General features: G+C 45.0%; 8 protein-coding genes. 7 read left to right on the top strand and 1 reads right to left on the bottom strand.

The annotated features are described in order from the left end of the window. Positions 1-278 precede the first annotated feature (278 nt). The gene (gene alaS / locus QT984_RS00730) at positions 279-2,930 is read right to left on the bottom strand and encodes an alanine--tRNA ligase (protein ID WP_333372789.1); all 2,652 of its coding nucleotides are present in this window, start codon (positions 2,928-2,930) and stop codon (positions 279-281) included. Between the two features lie 1,258 nt (positions 2,931-4,188). Between alaS and QT984_RS00725 the strand changes: the two genes are divergently transcribed. The 7 genes from QT984_RS00725 to QT984_RS00695 all read left to right on the top strand — a co-directional run bounded on the left by QT984_RS00725 (position 4,189) and on the right by QT984_RS00695 (position 17,378). Further along, positions 4,189-4,797 (top strand): hypothetical protein, encoded by a 609-nt coding sequence (locus tag QT984_RS00725; protein ID WP_333054328.1) that lies wholly within the window; start codon positions 4,189-4,191, stop codon positions 4,795-4,797. A gap of 6 nt (positions 4,798-4,803) precedes the next feature. Further along, positions 4,804-7,521, top strand: coding sequence for an OmpA family protein (locus QT984_RS00720; protein ID WP_333054327.1), 2,718 nt, complete (start codon positions 4,804-4,806; stop codon positions 7,519-7,521). Between the two features lie 2 nt (positions 7,522-7,523). Next, the gene (locus QT984_RS00715; RefSeq protein ID WP_333054326.1) at positions 7,524-8,060 is read left to right on the top strand and encodes a Rab family GTPase; all 537 of its coding nucleotides are present in this window, start codon (positions 7,524-7,526) and stop codon (positions 8,058-8,060) included. Then, entirely contained in the window at positions 8,057-9,613 is a 1,557-nt protein-coding gene (locus tag QT984_RS00710) for a PAS domain-containing sensor histidine kinase (RefSeq protein ID WP_333054325.1), read from the top strand. Before QT984_RS00715 ends, QT984_RS00710 begins: the two co-directional genes overlap by 4 nt. A 57-nt stretch (positions 9,614-9,670) precedes the next feature. After that, the gene (locus QT984_RS00705) at positions 9,671-12,457 is read left to right on the top strand and encodes an adenylate/guanylate cyclase domain-containing protein (RefSeq protein ID WP_333054324.1); all 2,787 of its coding nucleotides are present in this window, start codon (positions 9,671-9,673) and stop codon (positions 12,455-12,457) included. 90 nt (positions 12,458-12,547) lie between these two features. Beyond that, a complete protein-coding gene (locus QT984_RS00700; RefSeq protein ID WP_333259501.1) occupies positions 12,548-16,255 on the top strand; it encodes a PAS domain S-box protein in 3,708 nt (1,235 codons plus the stop codon). A 4-nt stretch (positions 16,256-16,259) separates the two neighbouring features. Next, entirely contained in the window at positions 16,260-17,378 is a 1,119-nt protein-coding gene (locus QT984_RS00695) for an ATP-binding protein (protein ID WP_333054320.1), read from the top strand. Positions 17,379-17,421 lie beyond the last annotated feature (43 nt).

Raw genomic sequence — 17,421 nt, 5'->3', positions numbered from 1 at the left:
GGTGGGGGCGGGTTTTTGAGATTGTCGATTTGTGGCAATTATGGTTGGTGAACCCGCCCCTACGAGGACTATGTACATGATGATTCTTAGTGGGTGGGGGCGGGTTTTTGAGATTGTCGATTTGTGGCAATTATGGTTGGTGAACCCGCCCCTACGAGGACTATGTACAGTGTGATTTATGGTTGGGTGGGGGCGGGTTTTCGAGATTGTCGATTATTGACGATTATGGTTGGTGAACCCGCCCCTACAGTTTCCCCGAAATCACCTGATCCGAGTAATTAACCCAACCCTTCAACTAACAAATTGCGAGCACTTTCCAAGGCTTCCTGCAACTTACTTGCATCGCGTCCCCCAGCTTGCGCCAAATTCGGCCGCCCGCCGCCTTTTCCGCCACAAATTTGAGCAATTCCCCCGATAAACTTGCCAGCTTGCAATCCTTTCTTATTGACTTCAGGACTAAAAGCAGCCACCAAACTTACCTTATCCGGTTCAGGAATTGAGGCCAAAACAACCGCAGCATTTCCTAACTTTTGCTGCAATCTTTCCGCCGCAGTTTTCAGCGCTTCTGTATCCACATCTCCCAATTGAGCTACAATGATTTTGAATTCGCCGATCGCCTCCGCCGCACTCAGCAACTGATCGGATTTCGCGATCGCCAATTCCGACTTCACAGCAGCCAAATGTTTCTGAGTATCCTTCAACTCATTCTGCAAATTAGTAATCCGGTTCGGCAATTCTTCAGGCTTCGCCTTAAATCGATCGCCCAAATCGCGCACCACCTTATCCCGCACATTCAAATAGTCCAAAACAGCTTGACCGGAAACCGCTTCAATCCTGCGAGTTCCCGCCGCTACCCCCGCTTCCGAAACAATCTTAAACAGCCCGATTTCTGCGGTATTGCTGACGTGAGTTCCGCCGCACAATTCCATCGAAACGCCGGGAAAATCGATAACCCGCACCACGTCGCCGTACTTCTCGCCAAACATCGCAGTCGCGCCTTTTTCTCTCGCAAGGGCGATCGGCATTTCCGCAACTTCCGCAGCGTGGGCCTCAGCAATCCAACTATTAATTAAATCCTCAATTTTCTGCAACTCTTCTGCTGTGACAGCGCGCGGAGAATTGAAATCAAACCGCAATCTTTCTGACGATACCAGCGAACCAGCTTGCGAAATCGAATCGTCCACAATTTTCCGCAAAGCTGATTGTAATAAGTGAGTTGCTGTGTGGTTGGCCTGAATTCGGCGGCGACCGCTATTGTCAATTTTCGCCGTAATACTATCGCCAACTCTCAGCGTTCCCCGTTCCACAAAGCCGAAATGCACGAAGAAATCTGATTCCTTCTTCACATCATCAACTCTTACTAACAAACCATCACCATTATCTCCGCTTTTCAAATAACCTTTATCCCCAATTTGTCCGCCGGATTCTGCATAAAACGGTGTTTGGTTCAAAACAACTTGTACCTCAGTGCCTGCGGCTGCTTCTTCCACAGATTTGCCGTCAACTAAGATAACTTCCACCTCAGCTAAACTCGACAATTCAGCATAACCGACAAACTCAGTTCCCTGGATTGTTTCAGCCAACTTATCCAAAGAACCCTGCACAGTCAAATCGATTGTTTGGCGAGCATTTTTAGCGCGAGTTTGCTGTTCCTCCATCGCCGCTTCAAAGCCGTCCAAATCCACCGTAATTCCCTGTTCCTCAGCAATTTCTTGAGTCAGTTCTAAGGGAAAACCGTAGGTATCGTAAAGAGTGAAAGCATCTTGACCGCTGATTTGTTTGTTTGCTTGCTGTTTTGTGCGATCGACAATTTCCTCCAGCAGCTTCTCTCCGCGTTCCAAAGTCTTGAGAAACTGCGCCTCTTCCCTTGCCAATTCCGCCTTAATTTGAGCTTCCCGCCGCCGCACGTTCGGATAAGCTGCTTCCGAAAGGGCGATCGCACTTTCAGCTACCCGCACCGTAAATTCGCCCTGAATTCCAATCAGTCGCCCGTGGCGCACCACCCGGCGAATCAACCGCCGCAAAATGTAACCCCGACCAACATTCGACGCGCGAATTTCGTCCGCAATCATGTGCACCACAGCCCGAATGTGATCGCCAATTACTTTCAGCGAAACCTTGACTTTTTCATCGCTATTGTGGTAATCAATCCCGGCAATTTCTGCCGCCGATTGAATGATCGGAAAAATCAAATCTGTTTCGTAATTATTGGGGACTTTCTGGAGGATTTGCGCCATCCGTTCCAGTCCCAACCCAGTATCAATATTTTGATTTTGCAGCGGTGTTAAATTGCCCTCTGCATCCTTATTGTACTGCATGAAAACCAGGTTGTAGAATTCAATAAACCTGCTATCATCTTCGAGGTCAATATTGTCGCCTCTTTCTGGGTGGAAATCATAGTAAATCTCCGAACACGGGCCGCAGGGGCCTGTCGGGCCGGATTGCCAGAAATTGTCATCTTCTCCCATGCGCTGAATCCGATCGCCCGGAATACCAATTTCATCGCGCCAAATTGCAAAAGCTTCGTCATCTTCTCGGAAAACACTAACAACCAAATTCGACGCTGGTAAACCGAAAACTTCCGTGGAAAGTTCCCACGCCCAGGCGATCGCCTGTTTCTTGAAATAATCCCCGAAACTGAAGTTACCCAACATCTCAAAAAACGTGTGGTGGCGGGCGGTGCGGCCGACGTTTTCGATGTCGTTGGTGCGGATGCACTTTTGAGAAGTCGTGGCGCGCGGTGATTCGGGGGTGCGCTGTCCGAGAAATATCGGCTTGAATTGTAGCATTCCGGCGATCGTCAGCAACACTGTCGGATCTTCGGGCACCAAAGAAGCACTCGGCAATATCTTATGTCCCCGCTGGGCATAAAAGTCGAGGAATGTTTGGCGGATTTGGCTACCACTGAGAAACTTAGGAGAAATAGTCATGACAAGAACTGTTAAGAATGTAAAGATGTAGCAACAATAGAATTTATAGGACTTTTGCACGGGTGTCCAGAAACCGGGTTTTTCAACCAAAATACTTGCTTAAAATCCTCAATCTCGGTGAAAAAACCCGGTTTCTTTGTGGGCGAGTGCGTGAGTGCTAACTTACATCTATTTGGATATTCATATCATTATACTTAGTAATGTAAAGACCTATCAAGTTTTGCAAATAGTGCTTTACTCCTCGGAAAGCTCATGCTAACTTAATAATAGACACCGGGACAGGAAGAGAAAGGAGGTCGCTATATTTAGAAAGAAAGTTCGAGGATATAGACATGGTGTCTCCGGTCTAGATTCCCAGGCGCAGCAGAAATTAACCGAACACAACTTGAAATAGTGGCGAACTGCCGATCGAGCAGTCAAGCCAAACCGCAGTCGAGTCAGACGTAGTTGTAGTTGCGGATTAACAGTAAAGCTGCACAAGTTGTAAACCCTAGTAAGTAAAAGTTCTCCACCGGAAACACATCTCGTTTGTTAGAAAAAACAAAGCTCTCATATTATTGGGTCCGATCGCTGTCGATCGGGCCCTATGAATTTTTATAGGGCGATCGCAGGAGAAGAGGATTCGAGGGGGAGAGCTCGGCCGAGTTCGACTTTATAAGGAATGAGAATTAAATAACTTACAATGCGTGATGGTTCTTGTGGGATGGGCGTCCCGCCCGTCCAGAAAGGGCGGGCTATAAGCCCAACCCCTACTCCCCAAAAACTTGTGTAAATTATTTAATTCGCGCTCCTAAGTGCTTTCTGCTCAAAGGCAGCATCCCTCCGAGCCGATCGGCGATCGATCGGTGCAGGTTTTGAGTTATATATTATATATAATGGCACGTGGAGCGCGCCCGCCTGCTTTTTGCCGGGACTCCACCGCTGTCGTATGAGGCACTGTCAAGATGGGATATGATTGAGGATGTCAGTCAAGACATTAAAACCTACCCGCTGTGCTGTATAGCAGCAAAATCAACGCTTCTATGAGCTTGCTGCAAGCCAAGGATAGCCAACCGCCATTTTTGGTGACAAGACCAGGCTCAAAAATTTGAATCTCAGGATATTTAGAGTCAAGACTCTAAAAAATCCCATCCCCGACGCAGGGGTGAGAGTTCAAACAATAAAAGCCCGCCCACTCAAAAAAGCTAGTGCCACCAACAACGGTAGTAAATCACTAGCACAGTTCTTAAACTCACCATCTCCGGAGATTCCAGGTATTATGGCCGAAATAACTAAAGAAGAAATGCGCGAACGGCTGGGAAATATCGACCAGATTCGCGATATAATTTTCGGAGCGCAGCTTAGAGAATACGATAATCGCTTCGATAAAATAGATTCCGACTTGTCGATGATGCAGCAAGATATGCAAACTCGCATCGAACAAGTAAAAACAGTTCTTTCAGGAGAAATGAGGGCTGCAGTTGATTCGCTAGAAAAGAAAGTTAAATCGCTCACCTCAAACACCCAAGAAGAAAGCGCAGACATCCGCCAGCAAGTCGATCGCATTAACCGCAAATTCTCCAGCAGCATGGAAGCCCTCGACGAGGCTATAGACAATCAAACCAGTTCGCTGCGTGACGAACTCTCCCAAACCAGAGAGCGACTATCTGAAGAAACCCGCACTTTGAAAACACAGGTTTTTGAAGAACTCGATCGTCGCTTTTCTATGCTCAGAGATGTTAAAGTTTCTAGAGACGACATGGCAGAAATTCTGTTTGAACTCGGCATGAGGCTCAAAGGAACAGAATTTGTCCCCGAACTTAAAGGCGTTGCGGATAATAAGTTAAATACCGAGTTTCTGTTGCCGGAGCGCCACCATAACGGATAATAACGCATGGCTTTACCGAAAGAAAATCCGGCTGACGAAAATGAGTTAGAGGGTTTTGTTTCTCAACCTGACGAGTCTGCTTCCCATGCAGCAACCCAGCTAGAACCCTTGCTGAATCTGTTAGTCGATCTCAAAATTATTGCAGGCTCCAACCAGCAAAATGCAGAGCCCGAAGATGACAGCAGCGACAAAAATAATCAAGCTGGGGCCCTCGGCGGGTTGATGGATTTGTTGGGTATTTCTGAGCAAGCGCCAGAGGAAGTTGCAGCGAGTGTACCCGAAACTGGATCTCACCAACCGGAGTCTGGCGATTCGTGGGATGTTAAAGATGAGTTCAAAAGTTTGCTATTCGCTACTCAAAAACTCAACACTTCAGAACTGGAAAAAGACTATTCCTCAGCTAAAACTATAGATGTTTCCGCGATCGCCCAGCCGGATTTGGAGGAGGAATCACAGCCTGTCGAAGCATTGTCTAACTTGACAATAAAAGATTCTCTACATTACGTAGAGGCTCAAAAATCCCAGGGGTTCCATCCGCAACAAGATGTTTCCGCAACCGATTCCGAGTCAAAATCCTCGGAAATTTCCCATAATCCCATATTTTCCAAAGTCTCAGATCCACCATCAACTGCATATTTAGATCCGGTGGTTGCTTCTTCGCTTCAATCGATGCCAAACTTGGTAGAACAGCCGACAACGAGATCGCAGCCAGCAGAAATATTAGGTCAAATTAAACAGGATTTAAATGAAGCAGACAGCGCGATGGAAACGCTGCAAAATCTGATTTTTGGCTCAAAAATATCAGATATCGAGCAAGTCAAAAATCTGCTGGCAGAAAACGATTTGCCGGGTGTGCGCCACCTGATGGCAACAATCGACGATAAATTAGGAAAATTGGAGCACCAAATCTACGATCCCCAAGAGTTGATTGAGTTGATGTTACCTTGGATCGCAGAAATTCTCAGTCGCAAAGTCGCCGATTCCAGGGAAGAAGTTGTTAAGGCGATCGTGCCGATTATTGACGAAGTGATTAGGGCAAAAACTGTCGAAAACAAGTCGGCAATGAGTGCGGCAATAGCTGAGCTGCTTCCCGACGCACTTGCTCAACAAATAGTTAATTCGCCAGCGGATATTGCTAAGGCGATCGCCCCAGAAATTGGTCTGGCAATTAAAGAGCAAATTCGCCTTGACCAAGAGTCGATCGCTCAAGCCCTCGCCCCGGAAATGGGCAAAGCGATTACAGCCCAAATTGAACTCGAACGCGACGCAATGGTGGATGCCCTCTATCCCGTAATTGGCAATACTATTTCCCGATACATGGCAGAAGCTATCAAGACAATCAATGAAAAAGTGTCAAACGCCCTCAGCGTTGAAGGAGTTCAGCGCAAAATTCGCTCCAAAGTACAAGGAGTCTCCGAAGCCGAATTAATCCTCAAAGAATCAATACCCTTTACCGTCCAAGCAGCATTCTTAATTCATAAAGCATCAGGCTTGATAATTTCCGAATTTCAAAACTCAGAAAGCTACCAGTTAGAATCAGAAATGGTAGCAGGAATGCTCACCGCTATTCGCAGCTTTGTTAACGAGTGCATCGTGCAGCCCGGAGAAGTTTCCGAACTAAATCAAATTGAATACGGCGACTCAAAAATTATGCTCGAAGTAGCGGGATATTGCTACATGGCAGTCGTGATTAAAGGAGAACCGCCACAGTCTTTCATCAACAAACTGCGGCAAACAGTTAGTAATCTCATCCTTAATTATGCTAAAGTAATTCACGAGTTTAACGGCGACCCCGGTACTATACCGGATTCGCTGCACCCCTGTATAAAAAGTTTATTCGACCCGCTGCAAAGGGAAAAATCAACAAAACCCCCGATCGCCCTAGCGGCTATCAGTTTAGCCGCCCTGAGCTTAATCTTAGTACCTTGGGGAATTTCTCAGTATCGCAGCAACATTTACCGTCGCCTCGAAGCAAATGCCATCGCAGCTTTAGCATCCACTCCCCAATTAGCAGTTTACCGCTTAGATGTTACAGTTGATGGCAAAACTTTAAAGCTAACCGGAAAGTTGCCAAATCAAGAATTGCGGGCACAAGCTGCAAAAATAGCCGCATCAACTGCACCGAAATTGCAATTAGATAATAGAATTCTAGCTGTAGATGTCCCCCCAGATCCAGTTTTGACGGCGGCTGAGGTACAGCGGATTACCGCAGTTTTGAATCAGAAAGAGGGCCTTTCTATTTCTACGCGGTATGGCGATCGTAAAGTGACAGTAGAGGGTAGCGTTAGAGATGGTGCAGACGCACAGAAAATAGCTCAGTCCCTGAAGCAAATTCCCGGTGTTCAATCGGTGATTAGCACAATTAAATTAGAGCCGCTGAAAATTACAAGCCGCATTTACTTCCAGCCAGGAACGGCAAAATTAGACCCTACATACGGACAAATCATCGCCAGTGTCAAAAATTTCATGGATCAATATCCTCAAAAACATATTAAGATAATTGGGCACAGCGATCGAACTGGGGAACTTGCCACAAATCAACGGTTGTCACTCCAGCGTGCCACAGCAGTGCAAGAGGCTTTAGTGCGGCAAGGTGCTGACCCCAAGCGCCTTGTCGCGATTGGCAGCCCACATCCTCCTTCCGGCTTGGAACCCAATCAACCGCTACTTTTAAGCAGATGTGTGCTATTTGAACCAATAACTAAGACCATAAACAGCAACTAATTATGTCAGTTACTATATCTAAAAAAATGTGCATGATTGGGGATTTCGGCGTGGGTAAAACTAGCCTAATCCGCCGTTTTGTCGATCGGCAATTCAGCGACCAATACCTCTCCACAGTAGGAGTAAAAATTTCCAGCAAAATCGTAGAATTAGAAGGGATAAAACAGCGGGAAAACGTCACTGCAAAGTTGCTGATTTGGGACTTAGAAGGGCATACAAAATTCAAAGGAATAGCACCGACTTACTTGCAGGGAGCTAGCGGCGTTTTAATCGTTGCCGATGTCAGCCGCTCCGAAACAGTTGAGCGAATCTCCGAACACATTCAGCTTTTTTCTTCAGTCAATCCTAAAGGGTCAATTATCGTCGCTTTGAACAAAGTAGACTTGATTGACGAGGAAAAATTGGCGCTGCTAGTGGAAATGTCCCATTCGATAAGTCAAGACAAAGTAATAGGAGTTTACACAACATCTGCTAAAACAGGCAAAGACGTTGACGAAATTTTCTACAAACTAGCTTACACAATGGTAGAACAAGTATGAACCTCCTGTTAAGAAAGCTGTTAGGCCCGCGACAAACACAGTATTTTCTAGTAAATCACCATTTCATCATTCAGGAAACCTCCGCCGAAGTGCAGCATTATGCTGATATTCCGGGCCAGGCTATACCCGGTGCAGATGCTCGCCTGAGTTTTCCCGAACTGATTGGCATTGAAAATATCCTCATGTCCATCATTATGGGACGGCTGCCCGGTTTTGAAGTCAAAGGTATCGCTCGGTTTGCCGACCCAAACCGCCCTTTATACTTTGATATGTTGGCTATCAAATATGAAGAAGAACAAGAAGATGTCCCAAGTAAATTGCTAATTTTGATTGAAGATACCACCGAAAAGATGGTCATGAAGCAATCGTTGATTCAGAGGGCGAATGAAGCTAATCTTTTGGTTAGTGCCTTAGCCGCTTCTAAAGATTATATAGATAAAGTTATTCGTTCGATGGGTGATGCTTTGTTGGTGACAACAACATTAGGAAATATCAAAAAAATCAATCAATCTGCCCAATGGTTATTTGGGTATAACGAAGCAGAATTAATCGGCAACCCCCTGTCCATAATAGTAGTCGAAGAAACATTAATTTACCAAGCTCGCCACCGATATATTTTGTCTCAAAAAGAGCTACGTAGAGAACTAGAAATAGTCTGCACTACTAAAGCAGGAGAAAAAATTTGGGTAGAATTTTCCTGTTCGGCAGTTCAGACAGAATTAGAGGGACTTTACGATTTCATTTATATAGGTAGGGACATCACAGAACGCAAACAACAAGAAATAGAAATTCGCCGCTCTTTGGCAAAAGAGCAAGAACTCAGACAGGTAAAATCTCGTTTTTTCTCGATGATTGCTCACGAATTTGGCAATCCTTTAAGTACAGTATTATTTGCTACTAAAATCCTCCAAGACTACGGCGACGATATCACCCACGCGGAAAAACAACAATACCTGCAACACGTTAAATCAGCATCTCAACAAATGGCTCAGCTATTAGATGACGTGCGGTTGCTCAGCAGCGCCGAAGCAGGAAAACTCGAATTCTATCCCGCACCAGTTGACTTAAAAAAATTTTGCAGCGAGTTAGTAGAATTCATTAAAATTAGTTATGGGAAAAATCATACAATTAACTTTATTTATCAAGAATTAGTTACGCCAGCGAAAAAAGATGATACCAACTTACAGGAAACGGAACAGTTGCCCGCACTAGATCCCAAATTGCTGCGACACATCTTGACAAATTTGCTGTCAAATGCAGTCAAATATTCGCCCCTCGACAGCAATATTTATTTTGAATTAAATTGTCAGAATAATGAAGAAGCCACATTTAAAATTAAAGACGCAGGCATTGGCATTCCTCTCGAAGACCAAGAACAACTCTTTGAATCTTATTATCGAGCCAAAAATGTCGAAAAAATACCCGGTACAGGACTGGGTTTATCCATAGTCAAGCAGTGTGTAGATTTGCATGGAGGTCAAATCGAGTTTTCCAGCGAGATAGGGCTAGGCACTACCTTTTTAGTCAGAATTCCATTTAATAAACAGAGATAAATAGATTGATTTTAGATAATTCAATCCCTAGGGCGCATTCAATAAGAAAAATCTCACATGAAAACCTTGTTAAAAAAACTGTTAGTTCCCCACCACTTGGAGTACCTAGCACTGGATAAAAACTTTTTTATCCAAGAAATCTCTCTACAAGTGCAGCAGTTTGCCGACTGTCCCGAGGAAGTAGTCGCCGGCAACGATGTTCGCATTCCCTTTCCCGAATTAGTGGGAACTGAAGAAATTTTAATCGATATTTTTGAAAAACGTTTGCCAAATTTTGAATTAAAAGCGATGACGCGACTATTAGAAAATGGTTCGCGGCTTTATTTTGATATGTATATCGTGGAGTTTAGCAATGACGAAAATTATCAGAGATTAATTATATTTTTTCAAGACGTAAGCGACAGGATGGCTTTAGAACAAACTTTAGTGCAAGCTACCAATGAAATGGATATTTTATTGAGTACCTTAGCCGCTACTAATAATTATGTTGAAAAAATTATTACTTCAATGGCCGAAGTTTTATTGGTAACAACAGCATCGGGAAAGATTAAAAAAGTCAATCAAGCGGCTCAAGATTTGTTCGGTTACAGCGAATCAGAATTAGTAGGCCAGCAAATAGACGCTCTTGCTGCTTTTGGCTCCTCTTTGCAAGCAGTTAGCCCAGATGAGCCTCAACAATCGCAAACTAATGCCGAAGTAATTTGCACGGCAAAAACCGGAGAAAAACTAACAGTTTCGTTTTCCTGTACGGCTATTTCGACTGACATTCAAGGCATTTCTAGTTCTTTGCCCACCCTTCAAGATTTCGTGTACATCGGCCGCGATGTCACAGATAAACAGCGCGCCCGCAAGCGACAAATAACTCAGTACATCGCTACTCGCATCCTGTCGGCATCCGAAACAATCAAAAAAGCTATAGCAGCAATTCTCCCTGTAATTTGCGACAGCTTGGGATGGGATACCGTCGAACTTTGGATGCCAGAATCCGGGGAAAAACTGCTGTCAGAAACTAAGAGAATAACTGCGGTTTCCGCTCCCAATTTGCTTCGCTGTGTCGCCAGTTGGACAAAACGCTCACTTTCGATCCCCAAATTTGCAGAATTTACCGAACAAATGACCTGTGCATTTGGCGAAGGATTGCCCGGTTTCGTTTGGGCTAGCGGTTCAGCTCAGTGGATTGCAGATGTCACAAAAAGTGACAGTTGTCTGCGCCGAGAAATCGCTGCTGAAGAAGGGCTGCACGGAGCTTTTGGTTTCCCAATTTTGGGTGGCTACGAGGCGGAACAATCGGCCCGGTCTGTTTTGGGCGTGATGATTTTATTCAGCAGGGAAGTGCAGTGTTTTGATGAAGAATTGCTCCAAACCATGGCAACAATCGGTAGCCAAATTGGTCAATTCATTAAGCGCAAGCAAGCTGAAATAGCTTTGCGGGAAAGCGAAGAACAACTGCGAGACTTATTTGAAAATGCTACTGACTTAATTCAAAGTATAGGAGCGGACGGTCATTTTTTGTATGTAAATCGGGCTTGGCGGGAAACTCTGGGCTACACCGAAGCAGAAATTGCTCAAATGACTGTTTTTGATATCATTCATCCGAACAGCTCGCCTGAGTCTCTGGATATATTCTATAAAGCTATTACCAAAAAAACGGTCAATGAAAATACATTGTATCCTGACTCTATTCAAACAATATTTATTACTAAAAATCACGAACAAATTTTGCTAGAAGGCAGCATAAGCTGTAAATTTGCGGAAGGTTCGCTAGTAGCGATTCGCGCTATTTTGCGAGACATTACTGCTCGAAAAATGGCCGAGGACGCCCTAGCAAAATCTGTATCCCTGCTGCAAGCAACTTTTGATTCTACTGCTGACGGTATTTTAGCTACTGACAGGAGCGGAAAAATAGTCACTTTCAATCGAGAATTTGTGGAAATGTGGGGCCTACCTAACGAAGTGATGGCACTCCGAAATGACGCCACAACGATCGCCTTTTTCCTGAATCAACTCAAAGACGCCCAAACATTTCAAGAGAGAATAGAATCGCTTTACGATCAGCCAGAAGCCGAAAGTTACGACTTGTTGGAATTTCAGGACGGCAGATTTTTTGAACGCTATTCGCAACCGCAGCGGTTGGGAGATAAAATTATCGGCCGAGTCTGGAGTTACCATGACATTACGGAACGCAAGCAAGCAGAAGATGCCCTGCGGGAAGAACAAGAAAAATCAGAAAAGCTGCTGTTAAATATCTTGCCCAAGGCAATAGCAGAACGCCTCAAGCAAAACGAAACTACTATTGCCGAATACTTTCCAGAAGTGACTGTTTTGTTCGCTGACATTGTGGGGTTTACTGCTTTGTCTGCCGTCATGAATCCGATCGAACTGGTGGATCTTCTGAATCAGATTTTTTCAGGATTTGACCTTTTGTGCGAACGGCATGGGTTAGAGAAAATCAAGACCATCGGCGACGCATACATGGCGGTTGGAGGGCTCCCTGAACCCAGGGCAGACCACGCAGAGGCGATCGCCCAAATGGCGCTAGATATGCAAGCAGAAATAGCCCGATTTAATGCTAGCCATAATAAATATTTTAGCATCCGCATCGGCATTCACAGCGGCCCGGTTGTGGCTGGAGTAATTGGCATAAAAAAGTTTATTTACGATTTGTGGGGCGACACAGTAAATATTGCTTCCCGCATGGAATCTCACGGTTTGCCTTGGCGGATTCAAGTGAGCGAAACTACTTATAAGTTATTGGAACACAAATATGTATTTCAGGAGCGGGGAACTATTGAAGTTAAGGGCAAAGGGGCAATGAAAACTTATCTGCTCCTTGGCCGAATATAAGGCAGGTCATCGGTCATCAGTCATCAGTCATCTGGCTGATGACTACAAGTGTTGCTAAAGTTAATTAACAATACTTTTTCACCAAGACTAATGGAACTTGCTAATTTGTCGGTCAATTTACGATCGCCCGACGAAGCTGTCGATCGCCATCCTGTGATGGTTGGGCCCTCAACTTCGCTCCCAGAGGCGATCGCCCTGATGCGTCGGACGAACAACCATTGCCCACTGCCTAATTCACCTGCATTTCCCGACTCAAACGAAACTGTAAAAGCATTTATTAGTTGCGTCTTAGTTGTCGATAAAAATCAGCTAGTCGGACTGCTAAGCCCGGAAGATGTGCTCAACTTAGCTGCGACCGAATATGGATGGCAAGGCATGAAAGTTGCCGACGCAATGACGCGGAATTTAATTGTTTTAAAAGAATCAGAATTTACAGATATTACTACCGCATTCAAGCTATTTTGTCAATACTCGATTGATTGCTTGCCAATTGTAGATGAACTGGGTCAGCCAGTAGGTTTAATCAGTGAAAAAAGTATTCGTCCAGCAATGTATAGCTGGAGCGAGGCACTGCACCAAGAAGTGGCAAAACTCCAGGAACAATGCGAACTGTTAGAGGGCAATTGTGAACTAGAAAAAGTCAGCGATCGCCAAAATGCCGAAAATACCCTGCGGCAGAGCGAGGCGCGCTACCTGGCGATTGTGGAAGACCAAACCGAACTGATTTGCAGCTACCTCCCAGACGGTAAAATAACTTTTGTCAATCAAGCTTATTGCCGTTATTTCGGCGTGCAGCCGATCGACTTACTAGGCAAATGCTTCATGTCGCTGCTGCCAGAAGCAGACCGAGAATTTTTTCAACAGCAATATACTTCTGTGTCTCCCGACAACCCTATTTTTACCTGCGAGCACCAAGTAATTTTGCCGAGCGGGGAAATTCGCTGGCACCAGTGGATCGATCGGGCTATATTTGACGAGAGCGGACAAATCGTCGAGTATCAAGCTGCAGGCAGGGATGTCACGGATCGCAAACAAGCAGAAATCGCTTTGCAGCAGCTCAATGCAGAGTTAGAACTGAGAGTGCAGCAGCGGACACAATGGTACGAACTGGCAGTATCGGCCGGCAAAGTGGGGGTTTGGGACTGGAATTTGCAAACCGATGAAATCTACATTGCTCCCTCTTTGAAAGCTTTGTTGGGCTATCAAGACACAGAGATTCCTAACCGCATGGAAAATTGGGCATCTCACGTTCATCCCGACGATCGAGTTGCCGTCGCCCAAGCAGTAAATGCTTATTTAGAAGGTTTGACAGAAATTTATGAAGTAGAACACCGGATGGTGCGTAAAGACGGCAGCACCTGCTGGATACTAGCCCGCGGCAGCGCGATTCGATCGGCTTCTGGCAGGGCTTTCCGCCTGACTGGCACTGACACTGACATTACCGATCGCAAATTGACCGAAGAAAAACTCCAAAACTCCGAAGCCGAACTGCTGGCGCTGTTTAACGCCATGACGGATATCGTCCTGGTTTTCGACGCAAGCGGCCGCTACCTCAAAATCGCCCCCACGGCTCCCGAACTGCTGTATAAACCGGCTCCTGAAGTGCTGGGGAAAACCCTCGCCGAAATCTTCCCAGAAGCGGAAGCTAATTTTGCCCTAGCCCACATTCGCCAAACATTGGCATCTGGGCAAACCCACAGAGTTGAATACAGCATGGAAATTGGCTGCAAGTTATTTTGGTTTGATGCCAGTATTTCGCCCCTGGAGCTCGATCGGGTGATGTGGGTAGCCCGAGACATTACCGCTCGCAAACACGCAGAAGCTGCACTGCAAAAGAGCGAGGAAAAGTTTCGCAACTTATTTGACGATGCTCCGATCGCGCTTGGTTTGGCAAGCGTGCGCGACTTCCGCACGATCAAAGTGAATGAAGCTCACCGCCAGATGTTGGGCTACAGCGATTCGGAGTTGGCTAGCACGACTTTTAGTGAACTCACGCATCCAGAAGATTTACACGCAGATGTAGAGGAAGTCAAGCAGTTGATCTGTGGCAAGATTTCTCGCTTCCAAAGGGAAAAACGCTTGATTAAGAAGAATGGCGAGCTGATGTGGGCAAACTTGACGGTGACGCTGATCCGCGATCGCGAGGGCATTCCTCTCTACAGCATGGGGGCGATCGAAGATATCAGTTATCGTAAGCGAGCAGAAATGGAATTTCAGCAGTTAAAAGAACGCCTGCAATTTTTACTGGGTTCTAATCCGGCGGTAATTTTTACAGCCGCACCGATGGGGGACTTTTGTACTACTTACATCAGCGACAACGTTCAGACAATCGTTGGCTACGACCCCCAAGAATTGTTAGCAGATTGTAAATTTTGGTCGAGCCGGATTCATCCTGAAGATCGGCCACAATTTTTAGTAAATTTTTCGGATTTGTCTGAGGAAAAAAATTGCATTTGCGAGTATCGTTTTCTACACCAAGACGGAAGTTACCGCTGGCTAAGGACGGAACTCAAACTATTGGTTGATAGCAGAGGTGTTCCGATCGAAATTATTGGTTATGCCGCGGATATCAGCAATTCTAAATATGCCGAACTCGCTAGGGGGCAGCAGTTCGAGCAAGAAAGGCTTGTGGAGGCGATCGCCCGTCGTGTGCGCCAGTCTTTGCAATTAGAGGAAATTCTCAACACTACCGTTGCCGAACTCCAGCAAGTATTATTAGCCGATCGAGTTTTGGTTTATCAACTTTTACCCGAAAATGGCGGGCGAGTCATTGCTGAAGCCGTTGCAGAAGGATGCAGCCAACTGGTGGATAAATGTTTTGGCGAAGAGGTTTTTCCGGCCCAAAGTTCTCAGCTTTATTTGCAAGGGCGAATTTGTGCGATCTCCCAACTAGATGATCCCTCCCTTACACCTTGTATGGCCCAGTTTATGAAACAGATTCAAGTTAGGGCCAAGTTAGTAGTGCCGATTATTCAGCACAGCCAAATTTGGGGATTGCTAATAGCCCACCAATGCGATCGCCCTCGTGAGTGGCAAGAATCGGAAATCAATTTATTTCAGCAGTTGGTAAATCAATTGGCGATCGCGATTCAGCAATCTCTACTTTACCAGCAACTGCAAGCTGAACTGAGCGATCGCAAACAAGCAGAAGCAAATTTGAAAAACTCCCTCAGAGAAAAAGAAATTTTGCTCAAAGAAATTCACCACCGCGTCAAAAACAACCTCTGTGTAGTTGCCAGTCTGTTAGAATTGCAATCGAACACAGTTGCCGACCCCCAAGTCAGCAAAATGTTTGAAGAAAGTCAGAATCGCCTTTATTCTATGGCTCTGATTCACGAAAAACTGTACCGTTCGACTAACCTAGCGCAAATTAATTTTGGCGAATATCTCGAAGACTTGGTAAGTAACTTGTTTCACTCTTACAATATTAGCAACAACCGAATTCAGTTGCAGGTATTAGCTGAGCCAATATCCCTAAATCTTGAAACTGCTACTCCCTGCGGTTTAATTGCCAATGAATTGGTTTCAAATACGCTAAAACACGCTTTTCCTGATGGCACAACAGGTACAGTTAGTGTAGAATGCTATCAAACGGGCGATCGAGAAATCAACCTTTTAGTTAAGGACAACGGCATTGGCTTTCCTCAAAACTTAGATTTTCGGAAAACTCACTCGATGGGGTTTCAAGTTGTCTGCACTTTAACCGAGCAGTTAGAAGGAACAATCGAAATATCCAGAGAAGTTGGTACATCCTTTCACTTAAAATTTAACGAGTTAAACTACTTTCAAAGATTGTAACAATATGAGCTTGGTCGAAAAACCAATTAAGATTTTGATTGTCGAAGACGAACTGTTAATTGCTAAAAACTTATCCCCTAAATTAGAAAAATTGGGATATCAAATTGCCGATATCGTTTCTTCTGGAGCGGATGCCATCCAGCGCGCCCGCGAACTAAGACCAGATTTAATTTTAATGGACATAGTTATCAAAGGCGACATTGACGGCATAGAAACAGCAGCAATAATTAATCAAGAATTAGATATACCAATTATCTATACAACTGCCTATGCTGACGACGAAACTTTGCAGCGAGCCGAAAATACGGGTTCTTACGGCTACCTGCTCAAACCTTTTAAAGAAAGAGAAATGCACGCCACTATCAAGATAGCACTGAGCAAACATCAAGAAGCAGTGAGTTTGAAAAATTTAATGGCGTTAGCAGCAGAAAAAAGCGAAAATAGAGCCCGCTTTATTTCAATGGCTTACCACGATTTAAGCACTCCTTTAACTACCATACAATTATCGGCGGAAATGCTAGAAGATAGCGACTTGCAGAGAAGCGCCGGAACCACCCATAAAAATGTCGATCGCATAAAAAAAGCCGTCAGTAATATGAGTGGGTTGCTGGAAGATATTTTAATGCTTAGCAAAGCCGAATCAGGCAAAATTTCCTTAAATTTAAATCCGATTAATGCGACGGATTTATGCAATTCTATTTTAGAAGAACTGCAACCTATCGTCACCGACAAACACCTAATACATTTCCGCAGTCACACAAATCCGCTGCACGCCAATCTTGACGCCAAACTACTGCACCACCTTCTGACTAATTTGCTTTCCAACGCCATTAAATATTCTCCAAACGGTGGCAATGTCAGTTTAGAGTTAAGCTGCGAAAACCAACAAATAATTTTGTGCGTTCGAGATGAGGGAATTGGGATGACAGCGGAATATCAAGAAAAACTATTTCAGCAGTTTGAACGGGGTGCTAATGTAGGCAACATTAAAGGATCGGGTTTGGGACTCTGCATTGTCAAACACATAGTTGACCTGCACGGCGGTACAATAAGTGTGGAAAGTGCGATCGACAAAGGTACTACATTTATTGTCACTCTGCCTTTTTTAGTTAGTAGTCAGTAGTCCGTAGTCAGTCGTCAGTAGTCATTAGTCATGTCCGGTAAAA

It is taken from the genome of Microcoleus sp. Z1_B2, from assembly GCF_036700325.1.
Classification (GTDB): Bacteria; Cyanobacteriota; Cyanobacteriia; order Cyanobacteriales; family Microcoleaceae; genus Microcoleus.
This window is presented reverse-complemented; position numbering and strand designations above follow the sequence as displayed.